The sequence below is a fragment of the Streptomyces sp. NPDC030893 genome (assembly GCF_055571535.1).
The window spans coordinates 54,675-69,597 of record NZ_JBVIFC010000017.1 but is presented as its reverse complement, the minus strand read 5'-3'; the positions used below and the strand labels follow the sequence as shown (position 1 = coordinate 69,597).

14 protein-coding genes are annotated in these 14,923 nt (G+C 71.3%); 4 read left to right on the top strand and 10 right to left on the bottom strand.

What is annotated here, in order from left to right; translation table 11 throughout:
• Positions 1-134: 134 nt before the first annotated feature.
• Positions 135-1,022 (bottom strand): bile acid:sodium symporter family protein, encoded by an 888-nt coding sequence (locus ACZ434_RS27110; RefSeq protein WP_468460273.1) that lies wholly within the window; start codon positions 1,020-1,022, stop codon positions 135-137.
• 494 nt (positions 1,023-1,516) lie between these two features.
• Here ACZ434_RS27110 and ACZ434_RS27105 point away from each other — a divergent pair, with 494 nt between their 5' ends.
• Positions 1,517-2,284, top strand: a complete 768-nt coding sequence (locus ACZ434_RS27105) for a hypothetical protein (protein WP_468460272.1) — start codon at positions 1,517-1,519, stop codon at positions 2,282-2,284.
• Positions 2,285-2,598: 314 nt separating this feature from the next.
• Here the strand turns inward: ACZ434_RS27105 and ACZ434_RS27100 are convergent, their stop codons facing one another.
• The 7 genes from ACZ434_RS27100 to ACZ434_RS27070 form a co-directional block, all read right to left on the bottom strand.
• Complete coding sequence (locus ACZ434_RS27100) at positions 2,599-3,243, bottom strand: response regulator transcription factor (RefSeq protein WP_468460270.1); 645 nt, start codon at positions 3,241-3,243, stop codon at positions 2,599-2,601.
• The gene (locus ACZ434_RS27095; RefSeq protein ID WP_468460426.1) at positions 3,234-4,352 is read right to left on the bottom strand and encodes a sensor histidine kinase; all 1,119 of its coding nucleotides are present in this window, start codon (positions 4,350-4,352) and stop codon (positions 3,234-3,236) included. Before ACZ434_RS27095 ends, ACZ434_RS27100 begins: the two co-directional genes overlap by 10 nt.
• A 245-nt stretch (positions 4,353-4,597) precedes the next feature.
• Entirely contained in the window at positions 4,598-5,296 is a 699-nt protein-coding gene (locus ACZ434_RS27090; RefSeq protein ID WP_468460268.1) for a DedA family protein, read from the bottom strand.
• A gap of 172 nt (positions 5,297-5,468) precedes the next feature.
• The gene (locus ACZ434_RS27085) at positions 5,469-6,029 is read right to left on the bottom strand and encodes a GNAT family N-acetyltransferase (protein WP_468460266.1); all 561 of its coding nucleotides are present in this window, start codon (positions 6,027-6,029) and stop codon (positions 5,469-5,471) included.
• Positions 6,030-6,205: 176 nt separating this feature from the next.
• Positions 6,206-6,748: a GNAT family N-acetyltransferase gene (locus ACZ434_RS27080; RefSeq protein WP_468460264.1), complete on the bottom strand. Its 543-nt coding sequence runs from the start codon at positions 6,746-6,748 to the stop codon at positions 6,206-6,208.
• Positions 6,733-7,725: a hypothetical protein gene (locus ACZ434_RS27075; protein ID WP_468460262.1), complete on the bottom strand. Its 993-nt coding sequence runs from the start codon at positions 7,723-7,725 to the stop codon at positions 6,733-6,735. The genes ACZ434_RS27080 and ACZ434_RS27075 overlap by 16 nt, the downstream gene beginning before the upstream one ends.
• Positions 7,726-7,856: 131 nt before the next feature.
• On the bottom strand, positions 7,857-7,997 hold the full coding sequence (locus ACZ434_RS27070) for a hypothetical protein (protein WP_468460260.1): 141 nt from the start codon (positions 7,995-7,997) through the stop codon (positions 7,857-7,859).
• 159 nt (positions 7,998-8,156) lie between these two features.
• Here ACZ434_RS27070 and ACZ434_RS27065 point away from each other — a divergent pair, with 159 nt between their 5' ends.
• The 3 genes from ACZ434_RS27065 (at position 8,157) to ACZ434_RS27055 (ending at position 13,817) form a co-directional block, all read left to right on the top strand.
• Complete coding sequence (locus ACZ434_RS27065; protein ID WP_468460258.1) at positions 8,157-8,579, top strand: ATP-binding protein; 423 nt, start codon at positions 8,157-8,159, stop codon at positions 8,577-8,579.
• Positions 8,580-8,982: 403 nt separating this feature from the next.
• Entirely contained in the window at positions 8,983-11,478 is a 2,496-nt protein-coding gene (locus ACZ434_RS27060; RefSeq protein ID WP_468460256.1) for a protein kinase domain-containing protein, read from the top strand.
• Between the two features lie 56 nt (positions 11,479-11,534).
• Positions 11,535-13,817: a protein kinase domain-containing protein gene (locus tag ACZ434_RS27055; RefSeq protein ID WP_468460254.1), complete on the top strand. Its 2,283-nt coding sequence runs from the start codon at positions 11,535-11,537 to the stop codon at positions 13,815-13,817.
• A 338-nt stretch (positions 13,818-14,155) separates the two neighbouring features.
• Here the strand turns inward: ACZ434_RS27055 and ACZ434_RS27050 are convergent, their stop codons facing one another.
• Both ACZ434_RS27050 and ACZ434_RS27045 read right to left on the bottom strand, forming a co-directional pair.
• The gene (locus ACZ434_RS27050; protein ID WP_468460252.1) at positions 14,156-14,671 is read right to left on the bottom strand and encodes an ATP-binding protein; all 516 of its coding nucleotides are present in this window, start codon (positions 14,669-14,671) and stop codon (positions 14,156-14,158) included.
• On the bottom strand, positions 14,668-14,865 hold the full coding sequence (locus tag ACZ434_RS27045; RefSeq protein ID WP_468460250.1) for a hypothetical protein: 198 nt from the start codon (positions 14,863-14,865) through the stop codon (positions 14,668-14,670). The genes ACZ434_RS27050 and ACZ434_RS27045 overlap by 4 nt, the downstream gene beginning before the upstream one ends.
• Between the last annotated feature and the right edge of the window lie 58 nt (positions 14,866-14,923).

Sequence of the window (14,923 nt, the reverse complement as noted above, 5' to 3'; positions counted from 1 at the left end):
TGTCGGCACCGGTGCCGACCAGGCGTCGAAGGTGAGGCGTTCGGTGATGGCCGCGCAGGGACTCGGCGGTTCGGCCGCGGGACTCCCACAGTCCGGGGCGCCACCCTGTGGCGCCCCGACCGGTGCCGGAGGCGTCATGCGATCGGTTGACTCGGGCTTCGCTCGGCGTTCGAGGAGCGTCGGGTCAGCAGGTAGCCGAAGGCGGTCGCGAGGATGTACATGAGGACCGAGTAGACGGCGCTGGGGATCGCGACCTCGGTGCTGTCCAGGACGCTGAGCGCGATGGTGAGCGCCACGGTCGTGTTGTGGATCCCGACCTCCATGGAGCTCGCTATCGCCTGGCGCTTGTCGAGACGGAGCAGCCTGGCGCCGCCGTAGCCGAGGGTGAGGCTCGCGAGGCAGAAGAGGCCGGTCACCAGCCCGACCTGCTGCGCGTAGTCGGCCAGGTTCTCCCGTTCGCCCAGCAGAGCACCGACCGCGACGACCACCAGCACGACGATGGAGAAGATCCGGACCGGGCGGTCGGCGCGGGCGGCGAAGTCGGCGGAGCGCCGTCGGACCGCCATGCCGATCCCGACCGGGACGAGCACGACCGCGATCACCTGCACCACCTTGCCGAACTGCAGGCCGAGGTCGCCCTGGGCGTCGAAATGGTCGATGGCGAGGTTGGTGATGACCGGGATGGTGAGGGCGGCGAGGAGCGAGTTGATGGCGGTCAGCGTGATGTTGAGGGCCACGTCCCCGCGGAAGAGGTGGCTGAACAGATTGGCCGTGGTCCCGCCGGGGGACGCGGCCAGCAACATCACGCCGACGGCGAGCAAGGGGTCGAGGTCGAAGAGTTTGACCAGCCCGAACGCCACGAGCGGGAGTATCAGCACCTGCAGCACAAGCGCGACGACCACCGCCTTCGGTGTGCGGGTGACTCTTCTGAAGTCGTCCGTGGTCAAGGACAGCCCGAGGCCGAACATGATGATCGCCAGGGCGATCGGAAGGCCGGTGGTGATGAGTGCCGAGTCGTTCATCGGTGCCCTTCAGGTCTGGAGGGGTGAGGACGGCGGGTTCGTTCCGCCTCGCGTGAGGGCGTGCGAGCGGCGCTCGGGAGGAACGGGTACCACACGGAGGGACGTTGGAGTGCCTGTCACCGTGGGGATGCCGGACGTGTAGGACCGCCTGCTCATGGACCCCGCCGACCGCTTCGTCACTCGCTCCCCATCAGTCGCCCCGCACGCCTGCTCGTTCAAGCACCTGTAGCTGACGACGGCGGGGCGGCGGAAGCAAGGGCCGGGACAGGATCAGTTGGGGGCCCCTCGCTGCGTAGTTCTGCTTTTGTTCTGCTTTTGCCCTGCTTTTGTTCTGCTCAGGGCCCGCCGTGTCACGTCGAGATCGGCAGCTGTCCCACCCAGTCGACCGTGGTGTGCCTTGGGTGTGTTCCTCAGCCCGGGCTCGTGTGGTGAAGTTGGGCCTCTCGTCACTCCGGTCACTCCGGTAACTCCGACAGCAGGGAGCGTTTCTTCCTATGGCCATACAGACCGCACGCCCTCAGCGCAGCGACCGTCCCGAAGCCGCCTCGGTCGTGGATGGCTTGCCGTTCAAGCCGTCCCTCGTCAAAGCGGTGTTCAGGGACGTGACCTCGATGCACGTCTCCCGGTCGGCCGCGTGGGCCGCCGCGTCGGTGACGCGGACCGTGTTGACGGGGATCATCGAGGAGGCGAGGCGGGCGGCGGCGGAGGAGGCCCGGAAGAGGTTGGTTCCCGGGGATCTCATCTCGGCGATCGGCCGGAACGTCGAGCTCGAGGTGGGGAGCAAGTGGTACTACCACAGCCCGACGTTTCGGGACCTGGCCAGTGTCCCGTACGACGCCGAGGGTGTCGCCGTCGTTCCTTCTCGTAAAACGAGTGCCGTGGTCGGCGCCCACCGGTTCGAGGCCGGGGTCAGGAAGCTGCTGCGGAGCCAGGGGGTGACGGCCGTCCCGGTGATGGTCCGCGACCTGGACGGCATCGCGAGCGCGTTCCTGACGGACCTCGCCCGGGACGCGGCCATGGTCGTCCGCGAGGGCGGGGTCCAGCGTTTCGGCTCGGTCTCCGTGGTGATGCCGGGCGAACCGGCCACACCCCCGGTGCCCAAGGACGCCTTCCGGGCCGTGCCCGGCCGCCAGGGCGACGGGCGGACCATCGGCAGGGACGACATCCTGGCCGCCACCAGGATCCAGTTGTTCGGCGGCAACATCAGGCAGCGGGCCCTCACCGAAGCACACGAGGCGACACGGAACACTCCGGCCGGCTGAACGGGTGCGGGTGCGCCGGCCTTTTTCAGCAGCTCAGCAGCTCAGCAGCGGTATCCGTCCGGGCACTCGGAGAACAGCACTCCGGAGAGGAGGAAGAAGCGATCGTCCAGGCGCCGGGCGGCCCGGCTCCGTTCCCCCGCGACGGCTCTCCGGAACGACCTCAGACGCCTCAGACGATGTCATGCCCGCATGGCAGGTGGCTGAGGGAGGGGATGGTCGGTTGTCCCTCTCATGCCTCGAGCTTCCTGTTCGAACGGGGTGGCTGTACAGCCGACGACGACTTCGGGCTCGCGCTGGCTCGGAAGGAGCCCCCCTTACGACTCCAGGTAGCGCAGGGCCGCCAGGATGCGCCGGTTGTAGCCGGTGCTGTGCGGCAGCTCCAGTTTGTCGAAGACGGCGTGGATGTTCTTCTCCACCGAACTCAGCGACAGGTGCAGCTTCTCCGCGATGGCCGTGTTGGTGTACCCCATGGCCAGCACCTCCAGCACGCTGCGCTCGCGCGGGGTGAGCCGGGTCAGCGGGTCGCTGTGCGTGGTGCGGATGAGCAACTGCCGTACGACCTCGGGGTCGATGGCGGCCCCGCCCGCGTGGATGCGATCCAGCGCGTCAAGGAACTCCTCGACCTGCGCCACCCGGTCCTTGAGCAGGTAGCCGACCCGTTCGGCGTTGGAGGCCAGCAGCTGGGCGGCGTAGTTGCGCTCGATGTGCTGCGAGAGCACCAGCACGCCGACGTCCGGGAAGCGGTCGCGGATCTCCACGGCGGCCCGCAGGCCCTCGTCGGTGTGGGTCGGCGGCATCCGGATGTCGGCGACGACGATGTCCGGCCGCTGCTCCTCGACCTCCTTGAGGAGGGTCACCGCGTCGCCCAGCGCCGACACCACCTCATGGCCCTCGTCGGCGAGCAGCCGGACCAGGCCCTCTCGCAACAGGGCCGAGTCCTCGGCGAGGATCACGCGCACGGCAGCTCCGCTGAGATGGTGGTGGGTCCCCCGAGGGGGCTGTCGATGTGCAGCACGCCGTCCAGGGCGGCCACCCGGCCGCGCAGCCCGGCCAGCCCGCTGCCGGCAGGGTCCGCGCCGCCCCGGCCGTTGTCCACGACCCGTACGGCGAGCCGCTCCCCGGTGAGCGCCACCCGTACGTCGATGGCGGTGGCCGCGGAGTGCTTGGCGGCGTTGGTGACGGCCTCGGACACCACGAAGTAGGCGGCCGTCTCCACGGGTTGGGGCAGCCGCGCGCCGGCCTCGAACCGGATGCGCAACGGGATGCTGCTCCGCTCGGCCACCCCGCCCAGGGCTTCCTCCAGGCCGAGGGTGTCCAGTGCCGAGGGATAGACCTGCCAGGCCACTTCCCGCAGTTCGTTGAGGACCCCCCGGGACTCCTCGTGCGCCTGTGTCAGCAGCGCGTCGGCCCGCTCGGGGTCGCGGCTGCGGCGCGCGCGGCCGAGCAGCATGGCGAGTGCGACGAGGCGCTGCTGGACGCCGTCGTGCAGGTCGCGTTCGATGCGCCGGCGCTCGACGTCGACCGCCTGCACCACCGCGGCCCGGCTGGCGGCGAGTTCGTCGATCCGCTGCCGGAGCAGCTCCCGTTCGGAGGGGCCGAAGCACTCGCGGGCGGTACGGGCGTCCAGGGCGGCCAGCGAGTACAGGCCCTGGACGTCGAGGAAGAGCAGGACGCCCCCCAGCACGGCCTGGGTCAGCAGCTCGTCCCAGTCGAGACTGCCCCGTGCCACCCCGTTGACCAGCAGCCCGGCCAGCAGGGCGCCGAAACCGAGCAGCCCGATCACGACCGCGCACAGCAGGCCCGTGTAGCAGCGGACGGCGAGGTAGCGCAGGATCTTCTGGTCCGAGGCCTTGTAGTGCTCGGGGAACCGGTCGCCGAAGAACACCGAGCGGCGGATCCGTTCGAGCGCCGTGAGGCGGCGCGCTCCGGCCATCAGGACGCGCAGCGCGTCCGGGCGGGTGCGCGGCCACAGCAGGAAGGGGCCGAGGAGGACACCGACGAGGAGGAAGTGGAGGGCGCCGAGCAGGGCGGTCGCGCAGCCGAGCAGCACGCCCAGGCCGCGGCGCAGCAGTGGGGGCGGCGAGGCGGCTCTCCGGTCGTCGCCGTGGGCCGCGGGGTCCGCAGGGTCTGCGGTGCCGAGGGCTGCCGCTTCTACGGGACCGTGGGACGCGGCGCCGGTCAACTCCTCCCCCACGACGCCCGAGCCTAGTGCGGCCGAACGGCCGCGGGCAAGATCGCCGGGAGCCGAGGGCGGGAGGACGGGGCGTGGGTCGGCGTGCGCGCGGTCGGCGGGGTCGGCGGGGTCGGTACGCATCAGGCGCGGCGGTGCTGGGCCTTGGTACGGCCCTTGGTACGGCCCTTGTCGCGGCCCTTGTTGCTGCCCTTGCTGCGGCCCTTCACCCGTACGGCCACGTAGGCGGCGAAGGCGACGACGACCATGACCAGGACGAACTTGCTCAGGAGGCCGACGTAGGCGCCGACCTCGTCCCACTGGTCACCCAGCCAGTAGCCGGCCAGCACCAGGACGCTGTTCCAGACCAGACTGCCGAGCGTGGTGAGCATGATGAACACCGGCATCGGCATCCGCTCGATACCGGCGGGCACCGAGATCAGGCTGCGGAAGATCGGCACCATCCTGCCGAGGAAGACCGCCTTGGTGCCGTGCTTGGCGAACCATTCCTCGGTGCGCTGGAGGTCGGAGGTCTTCACCAGCGGCAGCTTCGCCCACAGCGCGTACATCCGCTGCCGGCCGAAGAGCGCGCCGATCCAGTAGAGGATGAGCGCGCCGGCCACGGAGCCGAGCGTCGTCCAGAACAGGGCCGAGGCGAGGGTCAGTACGCCCTGGCCGGCGGCGAAGCCGGTCAGCGGGAGGATGATCTCGCTGGGCAGCGGCGGGAAGACGTTCTCCAGGGCGACGAACAGACCGGCGCCGGGAGCCCCCAGCGCGTCCACGAGGTCGGCGGCCCACCCCGCGATGCCGTCGGCGGGCTCCTGGGGCAGAGCGAGAGTCATGTGATGCACGGTGGGCCTCCGAGGGGGCGGCGGGTCGGCGGGGCGGGGCGACTGCCCCAGATGCCCTCCAAGCTAGAAACCGCAGCTCGGCGGCGGTATGAGGGTTGCCGCCCGGTCCGATGCGGTTCCCCGCACCCGGGACCCTGCGGAAAACCGCGGGGTCCCGGTGGCATCAGCCGCGGCAGCGCCGGATCCAGGTACCGCCGGCCTTCTGCTCGGGCAGGGCTCGGTCACCGGCTCGCGTCGCGAAGCCCGTTAAGTCGCGCTGATACCAGGGGCCTGACTCACCACCGAGGTCGGCCGGGCCAACCAGGACGAAGCCGGCCTTGATCAGCACCCTCTGGGACGCGACATTCTCGCGGGAGGTGCCCGCCCGCAGGGTGCGCAGCCCGTGCCGCGCCACCGCCAGCCGGCACAGCTCCCGGACGGTCGCGGTCGCCACGCCGCGGCCGGCAACGTGCTGCGCGACCCGGTAACCGAGCTCAGCAGTGCCGTTCTCGAGGTCGTACAGGTTGAACCGGCCCAAAACCGAGCCGTCCTCGGCAACGAGCACGTAGAAGGCGCAGATGCCGGCTTCCTGCTCAGCCAGCAGAGCGCCGTACCGGTCGGTGAACTTGTCGAAGAAGTCGTCGCCGCGGTCGGGGACCGAAGCAGCGAAGTAGGCACGGTTCGCCAGCTCGAAGGCCAGGACCGCCGGGGCATGGCCAGCATGCAGCCGCTTCAGCTCGGGCACTGCCCGACCCTATCCAGGGGGTGCGTTCAGATCATCCGAGTTTCCGCCAGCGGCAGAACCCGCTCGCGCAGCAGTTCGAAGCCGACGCGAGCGAACCCCTGGTGCTGGAACTTCTTGATCCGGTTGACATGCTCCTCGACGGCGCCGGAGTCCCCGCGGCACGGACGACGTCCGGGTCAGCGTGAGAGGGGCAGCTCCGTCAGCATGACCGCGTACACCGGGGAGTCCGGGAACGGCCGGCGCTCCCCGACCTTCCTGAAGCCCCAGGACTCGTACAGCGCCTGGACCCGGGGGTGTTGGACGTCGACCAGGAGGACGACGAGGTCCTCCGGACGGTCCTCCAGGAGCGCCCTGGACAGCGCGTGCGCCACACCTTGCTTTCGCCACTTCGTACGAACGGCCAGCTCTGAGAAGGAGAACGTCCGATTCCTTTCCGGGGCGGGCTCGAGATGCTCGCGCCACCACTCACGGTCCGGGTTCGCGGGAGCCCCGTAGGCGAAGGCCACCGGTTCCTCCCCGTCGAAGGCGATCACACAGGCGAACTCGGGGTGACCTCCCCAGTGGTCCACGAACCAGGGGAAGCGCTGGTTGAACTCGTCATCCATCGCATCGGCGCGGGCGTCGGCGTGCACGTCGATCAGGGCCTGGCGGATCTGCGGGAGATCCTTGTGCGCGAAGCGGCGAACGAGCAGATCGGCGACGCTCAAGCTCGGCTCCATTCGGCTCGGTAGCGGTCGCCCCACTCTCGTGCGACTGCCGCGTCCGGTGCAAGAGTGATCAAGTCGCGGTAGTAGTCCCCGAGGAGGGACCGCATCCTTCCGGGCAGCGGCGAGCCCTTCATCAGGTCGAAGACACCAGAGGCCGTAGCACACGCCTGATCGATGTCCCGCTGATGAAGCTGGGCCAGGGCGAGCCGTACGGTGGCCAGGGACCTGTTCCTGCGGAACTGCTCGGGGATCGCCCCCAGAGCCATGTGGGAGGCCGCTTCGGCCCCGGCGTGGTCCCCGATCCGGTCCCGGACGATGGCCGTCATGGCCGTCAGCTCGGCCGGTCCGTAGAAGGCTGTCCATCTGGGCCTGGACTGGTCCTGTGCCGCCTTCCCCAGGGCGTCTTGCGCGTGCCCCAGGGAGCGGATGGCGACCTGGCGGTCTCCGAGGGTCGAGTGGCCGATGGCCGTACGGGCATGGGCGAGGGAGGCGAAGAACGGATCCCGCCTGGTGATCGATGTCGCCTGCGCGGCTTGGGCGGAGTCGACGGCCTCTGCGTACTCCCCTCGCTGGTGGGCCAGCATGGCGTAGGCGTTCCAGACCTTCAGCTCCGCCACGGGGTCCTGGGCCGTCCCGGCCAGGTACAGGGCCTTCCCCAGCAGAGTGTACGCACGGTCCAGCCGACGGGCGTCGATCGCGCTCCAAGCGGCGGTGGCGGTGTAGTCGGCGGCGACGGAGTAGAGCCGGAGGCGGATGCGCTGAGTGGCGGCGAGCTTCTGTTTCTCCAGGGCCTCGGCGGCTCCGGCCAACGCGGCCCGTTCCAGGTCTTCGTGGCCTCCTCTTGTGTCGTCCAGGGCCGTCAGGGCGTCCAGCCCGCTACGGAGCCGGAGGACGTCGGAGGTCCCCACCCGGGGCGGGGCCCCGACGAGCGGAACCGTCACGGCTGCCGTCGTACCGCCGACGACAGTGAGGAAGTTGCGGCGCCTCACGGGTTCCTCCTCGGGGTTCGAGGTGTGCCGTCCTCGCGCCGGCGGGCTGAAACCCAGCTCTCCGGCGGTACAGCCGAATACTGCCTCCAACGCCGAGCGTTGCCGAGGGTGAGGCCACCCTGTCTTTCCGGTCAGCCAGTTGCGGACCGTGCGTCGCTGACCGTCCCCTCGTGCCCGGCGCGGATCAGGTGGGCGTTCACCTTGTCGGCCAACTCGGCCTGGGTGAGGCCGTTCTCGCGCATCGCGCTGTCTAGGCCCTCGATCCTCAGCACATACCCACGGTGGTGACCGAGTCACCGTCAGGAGCAGGACCGGCAGGGAATTTCCGGTTCCGACCGATGCATGCGGCAGGGACTTTTCCTGCCCCTGGAAGGCCGTGAGCCGTTCACTCGGGTAAGGCCACACCGCAACCGAACCCCCCAGAGGTCCTGATGACTGTGACGGCGACGCCACACCCCACGGGGCGCCCCGGATACTCCCAGACACTCCCCCGCGAACCGGAGAGCGCGGCGGTCGCCCGCAGGCTCGTCCGGACCGCTCTGATCGCCTGGGGCCTGGAGGAGCACATCGACGACGCCATGCTGGTCATCACGGAGCTGGTCTCGAATGCCGTGCACCACGGCCGTCTCGCCTCGATCCGGGTCGTCGTCACCCGGCCCGCCGAGCACCGGGTCCGCCTCGGGGTGGTCGACCGCTCCAGGGCCCTCCCCGTGATGCGGACCGACTCCGACGGAAACCGGCTCCGTGGCCGTGGCCTCGTCCTGGTCGACGCCCTGACCGAACGCTGGGGCACGGACCTCCACCAGTGGGGCAAGGACGTCTGGGCCGAGCTGAAGTGCGAACCGGCACGGTGACCGAGGAGCAGAACGCCTTCCCGCTCCCGCACATCCCCCGAAGGGATAGACAGCCCCGTGCGCCCCAAGCCGTCCCTCGTATGGTGCGCCGGCTCAGCCGCTTTCGGACCGTGCCCCTGGACGAACTGCTCTGGGAACTGGAACGCACTGCGTAGCCCCTGTTCGAACAGTCCGGGTGGGCAACGGGGGCCGTAGCCCACCCCGGCATCAGAGCTGATCGGCTCACCGCAGTCAGCCGGCCACTACCCAAAGCCCTCGCGGCAGCAGCGACCTGAAAGTGGATCACGGATCACACCGCACGGCATGATGGCCCGACAGATCTCAACCGGGGTGGGGAGATGCATGGCGGTCGGCCGGGCAGAAGGTGTGGGGAGAGGCGTGGCCGGGCAGGGGGTGGGTCACCGTGCTCGGTGAGCTGCTCGACCGTTCGCCGCGCCACATAGGCCCGTACCGGCTGCTTGCCCGTATCGGCGCGGGCGGTATGGGTGAGGTGTACCTGGGCGCCGACACCCGCCCGGTTCCCGACGGGGCCGGTCCCCGGCTGGCGGCCGTCAAGACGGTGCGGGCGGAACTGCTCGGCGACGTGGCCTTCCGTGACCGTTTCCGCCGCGAGATGCAGGCGGCCCGGTCGGTCGAGAGCCGCTTCACGGCCCGGCTGCTGGCCGGCGACGCGGACGCGGCGGAGCCGTGGCTGGCCACGGAGTACGTCGCGGGCCCGAACCTGGAGCGTGCGGTCCGCACGGTGGGGCCGCTGCCCGTGGACGCGGTACGGAGCCTGGGCCTCGATCTCGTACGGGCGCTGCGGGGCATCCACCACGCCCGCATCCAGCACCGGGATCTGAAGCCGGCGAACGTGCTGCTCGGTGCCGACGGGCCCAAGGTCATCGACTTCGGGATCGCCCGGAACTTCGGCGCCAGCACGATGACGGCAACCGGGGCGATGGTCGGATCGCCCGGCTACATGTCGCCGGAGCACGTACTGGGCGGGCGGCATGTGGTGGCCGCGTCGGACGTCTTCTGCCTGGCATCGGTGCTGTGCTTCGCGGCCACGGGCGAGTCGCCGTTCGGGACCGGGCCGGTGGCCGCCGTGCTGTACCGGATATCGCAGGCCGAGGCGGATCTCACCGGTGTGCCGGACGAGGTGCGGGAGCTGGTCGAGGACTGCCTGGGCCTCGATCCCTCCGCCCGCCCCGACGTCGCCGCGCTCGAATCCCGGTTCCAGGTGGCGGCCGCAAGCCCGGCGGCGGGCGGCGACACCGGGCAGAGCGCCGTCTGGCCCCCCGCCGTCCAGTCCCTGGTGGAGGCGCACCAGGCCGAACTGGCCAAGGCCCTGGAAGCCGCCGGGCCCCTCGCCGCCCCTGTCCCGACCATGCCGGGGGCGTCGCCGATCCACAGCGCGGACACCGTCACGGCGTCTCCTGCTCACCACCCCGTACCCGGTGCCTCCGGATCGAGCCGGAGACCGCGGCGGCGCACGATCGCCATCGTGACGGCGGCGGCACTCGCCGTCGGAGTCCTGGGGGCCTTCGGCATCCGGACGCTGCAGGAAGGCGGAGGAGGCGAGGGAAGCGCCGACCGGTCGGCGTCCGGTGCTCCCGGAGGCACCTCGTCTTCCTCCCCCTCTCCCTCCTCGCCGCCGGGCGCGGTGCCGCAGGCCGGCGTCGACCGGCACGGCTTCGAACGCAGCCGTTACTTCCCCGTCGACCCCACCGCCCGGCCGGACGGCTGGAAACCGTGGTCGGGGAAACTGGAGGAACGGCCCTGGGGGTGCACGCTGAACAGCGAACTGCTGGTGTGCCGCACGTATGACGGCGGGTTGGAGGCGGTCCGCGCGTCCGACGGGCGCCCCCTGTGGAAGGCGCCCTCCCCCGATCCCGCCGGCCGGCCGCTCATGACGGCGCGCGGCGTCGTGATCCCGGGCCGCGGCAGCACTCCCCTGCTGCACCAGGACACGGTGGTCTCGGCGGAGGGCGGCATGGTGCGGGGGCGGTCCGCCGAGGACGGCACCGTCCGCTGGGAGCGCTCCGCGGAGGCCGGGGAAGAGCCGGGCAACGTCGCGGATCCCATGCTGGGCGACGGCATCGCCTTCTTCACCCTGGGCGGCGGCTCCCTGACGACCCTGCACGCCTTCGACGCCCGCACGGGCGAACGGCTGTGGCAGGAGGAGCTGAACGCGCACGACGCACCGCTGGCCGCGGTCGGGATGTACGGTGCCGAGCTCTTCACGGAGGGCAGGCTCATCGCGCGGACCGACGGCGGCCTGACCGCGTTCGACGCGAAGACCGGGAAGCCGACGCCCGTCTCCGTACCCGGTGGCGGTGACTGCGCCGCGGTCCGCGCACACGCGGGCCAGGTCCTCTGCGACATCGAGGGGCAGGGCACAGTCACGCTGGACGGGGTGACGCTGCGGCCGGTCGAGGGCTCCCCGGACCCCGCCACCCGCGAGATCCCGGCGAAGGACGTCGTCTCCACGGGCAGCGGGGACTACCGCCTGGAGACGGACCACGCGGCGGGAAAGGTCGTCCTCTCCGACCTGTCCGCCTCCGGAACGGCCGGTGAGCCGCGCACCGTCGGTCTCCTGCCCGACAAACTCGAGGGCGAGGGCGGAACGGACCGGGCATCGGGTCAGTACGCCCCTTCGCAGCCGGTGATCGTCGGCTCCACCGCGCTGTTCGCCGACAACCGGTACCTGTACACCCTTCCGGTACGCGGCGGAGAGCCGGCCCGGCACGAGGTCGACGGGGCCCCGGGCAACCGGGCCTCCAGCGGGTTCGGCGACGGCAGCGGCCTCGACGAAGCCGACGCACAGGTGTGGGCACCGGAGGTCGTCTCGCTCGGCGGCGCCCTCTTCCTCGTCTTCCACGACGGAACCCTGCGCTCCCTCGAACTCCCCACCTGACGCCCCGCCGGCATCCGTACCCCACCCCCGGTACTTCGACCGACTTGGAGCCCGCCATGCTGCGCCCGCTCGACGCCGACGCCCCCTTCGACGTCGGCCCCTACCGGCTGCTCGCGGGTCTCGGCTCCGGTGGCATGGGCACGGTCCACCTGGCCGTCCCGCACGAGGGCGGCCTCGAGGAGCTCGTCGCCCTGAAGACCGTACGCCGGGACCTGGAGCCGGAAGGCGACTTCCGGATCCGGTTCCGCCGCGAGGTCGAGGCGGCACGGGCCGTGCGCAGCCCGTACGTCTCCGCGCTCGTCGACGCGGACCCGTCGGCCGAACGGCCGTGGCTGGCCACCGAGTACGTCGCCGGCCCCCCGCTCGACGAAACGGTCACCCGGCAGGGCCCACTGCCGGTCTCCGCCGTACGGGACCTCGGCGCCACCCTCGCCCGCGGACTCGCCGCCGTGCACGGCGCCCGGCTCGTGCACCGGGACCTGAAGCCGGCCAACGTCGTCCTGGGCACCACGGGCCCACGGCTCATCGACTTCGGCATCGCCCAGGCGTACGACGCCACCGCGCTCACGGCGACCGGCATCATGGTCGGCTCGCCGGGCTTCATGTCGCCCGAGCACATCGCGGGCAACCGGTCGGTGACCACCGCCTCCGACGTCTTCTGCCTCGGCGCGGTCCTCTGCTTCGCGGCCACCGGACACGGGCCGTTCGAGGACACGGAACTGGCCGCGATCGTCCACCGCATCGCGCAGGGCCGGGCCGATCTGTCGAAGGTGCCGGAGGAGCTGAAAGAAGTCGTGGCCGGTTGCCTACGGCAGGACCCCGACAGCAGGCCGACCACCGGCGAACTGATCCGAGCCCTGGACCCGGCGGCCGCGGCTGCCCGGCCCGGTGTCGATCCGACGCCCCGCCCGGGCCCGTTCCCCTGGCCGGACGGTGTGCAGGAGCTGATCCACGCGTACGAGACCGCGGTGGGCAGAGCCCTGCTGGCCCCACCCGTCCCCCCGCCGCCCCGTACGCCTCCCACGCCGGCCCCCGAGGACGCCGCCCCCGCGCCGAAGCGGGCCGGAAACCGGCGGCGTTGGGCGATCGGCATCGGTTCCGGTCTGCTGGCCGGCTCCCTGGCGGCCGTACTGCTGCTGACCCTGCCGAACGGCGGCACCTCCCCCGAAGCCGGAGCCGGAGCCGGGAGCACCGCCGACGCTGCCACGGACCAGCCGAAGGAGCCTCCCGCCACCGCGCGCACCGCCCCCGTGGTCCACAGCGGGTTGAGCGACTTCGGACCGGACGCGCTGGACCGCACTCTGCAACCGGAGAACTGGCGCCCGTGGACGGCGTCCTTCGAGGCAGCCGGCTCGGCGACGGGCTGTGCGCTCAGCGGCGCCGTCCTCCTGTGCAGTCTGTACGACGAGGAGGCGCGAAGCGGCCGCCTGGAGGCCCGCAACGCGAGCGACGGGGAACGGCTGTGGCACTACCCGGCCGAGGCCGGGACGGACTACACCGTCGGGTCGGCAGGTTTCGCCCTCGACGACCGGCACGTCTACGCGCCGTCGGCCGACGGCGCCGGCATCGAGGTGCTGGATCTCAAGGACGGGAAGCCGGTCACCAGGCTGCCGGGCCGGGGCGGGTACCTGCCGGCGGCGGTCCGGGTCCACGACGGGCGGATCTTCGTCTCGTACACGGGCGACGGCGGGACGGGACAGGCCGCCAACATGCTCTTCCGCGCCTACGGGGCCGAGAACCGCGCGCAGCAGTGGGAACGTGTCATCCCCTTGGCGTTCCCGCCGTCCCTGGGCGTGGCGGGCGACCGGGTCTGGCTGACCGGCGCGGCGGAGACCCTCGCCCTGGACCCGGCGACCGGAAAGACCCTGGCCAGGGTCGCCGAGCACTGCTCGCGTCCGGGCCGGGACGATCCTCACGTGTTCTGTGGGCAGACGTTGAGAGACTCGCGGACGCTCAAGGAAGTGAACGACAGGGCGGCGACGGGTCAGCTGGAGGCCGTGAGCCGCGACGGGCTGGGCTTCGCACGGGGCGTGGGACGCCGGCAGGGTTCCCCGTACCTGAAGGCCATCGACGTCCGCACGGGCCACGAGCAGTGGTCGCTGACCTGGCAGCCCGGAGACTCCGTGGACGTGGCCGGCGACCGGCTCGTGACGTTCGGCTCCCAGGGCCTGCGCACGTACCGGCTCGACAGCGGCGAACTCGACGCGACACTGACCACCATCCGCGGCTGGCCACTGCAGAACGGCGCCTCCGCCCAACCGACCACGGCACTGATCTCGGGCGGCGCGTTCTTCCTGACCTTCGAGGACGGCACGGTGGTGTCGGCGTCGGTGCCCTGACCGGGGCGGCCGTACGGATGCCTGATGGGAGGCCGAGCCCTCGCTTCCGGGCGGAGGTCCGACGTCGATGCCGAGGAGTGCTTGGGCGTCCTCGCGAAAGTCCCTTGGTGCGACGGATATCCGGTGAACTGCCTGATCAGCCCGGCGAGTGGCTCTCAGGTGGTCCTCTGCTGGGCTCCTGGATCGCCGAACCGGGTGACCACCGGGCAGCCGCCCCACAACCCGCACACCAGGCAGCCGTAGCCATGGCCGGCGCGCGATCCACCCCACGCACGGGGTCGCTTTGCGACAGGAGCACGACCGGGTCACGGAGGGGATGGAACGCCCGGCGGAGGCAGTCAGGGCCGGTCGCCGGGGACGGGGAGACGGCACCAGGTGGTGGCCCCGTCGTTGCTGGTTCCCCAGGTGCCGCCGTGGGCGGCGGTGAGGCGGTCGATGAGGAAGAGGCCACGACCGCTCTCGGAGCCGGCGTCGGCCTGGCGGACGACCGGCCGACCGGTCGTCTCGACATGTACGGCCAGGCGCAGGAAGCCGTCGCGCATCGCCACGGTGAAGGTGACCTGCGCGCCGCTGCCGTGCTGGATGGCGTTGGTGACCAGTTCCGAGACGATGAGCGTGGCGTCGTCGACCAGCAACTCCAGGCCGCAGAACCGCAGGTGGAGCGCGGTCACTCGCCGGGCCAGCTGCACCCGGCGCGCGTCGCGTTCCAGAATCCCGTTCCCTGGCTGGGGCGGACGGACCTCGAAGCACACCTGCACGGCTGCAGCGGCGCGGCACTTCTCGAAGGTGATGCCGCCATCCGGTGCATCGTGGATGGTGTGGGTGATGTGCCGGGAGGTGGCGCGAGGGCTCACTGGTGGCCCTCCGGATGGCGCCGCATGTAGACGTTGCAGTCGCTGACGGTGGTCATGTCTCCGACCGCGCGGGCCTGGTCGCGCACGTCGGCCAGCTCGGCACAGCCCGCGCAGCCTTCGACGGCCGTCGGCTCCAGTCCCAGGCGCAACGGCAGTTCGACCGGCGGGGTCGAGTACCTGGTCGGCTCTGTCACTGCGCATCGCCACCTCTCGAACATCACAGGACCGACCTCTTGACAGGTCGGTGCTCTA

Coding starts and splice junctions, on each gene's coding strand:
- ACZ434_RS27110 (WP_468460273.1), bottom strand. CDS start 1,022: ATGAACGACTCGGCACTCATCACCACCGGCCTTCCGATCGCCCTGGCG.
- ACZ434_RS27105 (WP_468460272.1), top strand. CDS start 1,517: ATGGCCATACAGACCGCACGCCCTCAGCGCAGCGACCGTCCCGAAGCC.
- ACZ434_RS27090 (WP_468460268.1), bottom strand. CDS start 5,296: ATGACTCTCGCTCTGCCCCAGGAGCCCGCCGACGGCATCGCGGGGTGG.
- ACZ434_RS27080 (WP_468460264.1), bottom strand. CDS start 6,748: ATGGAGCCGAGCTTGAGCGTCGCCGATCTGCTCGTTCGCCGCTTCGCG.
- ACZ434_RS27065 (WP_468460258.1), top strand. CDS start 8,157: ATGACTGTGACGGCGACGCCACACCCCACGGGGCGCCCCGGATACTCC.
- ACZ434_RS27055 (WP_468460254.1), top strand. CDS start 11,535: ATGCTGCGCCCGCTCGACGCCGACGCCCCCTTCGACGTCGGCCCCTAC.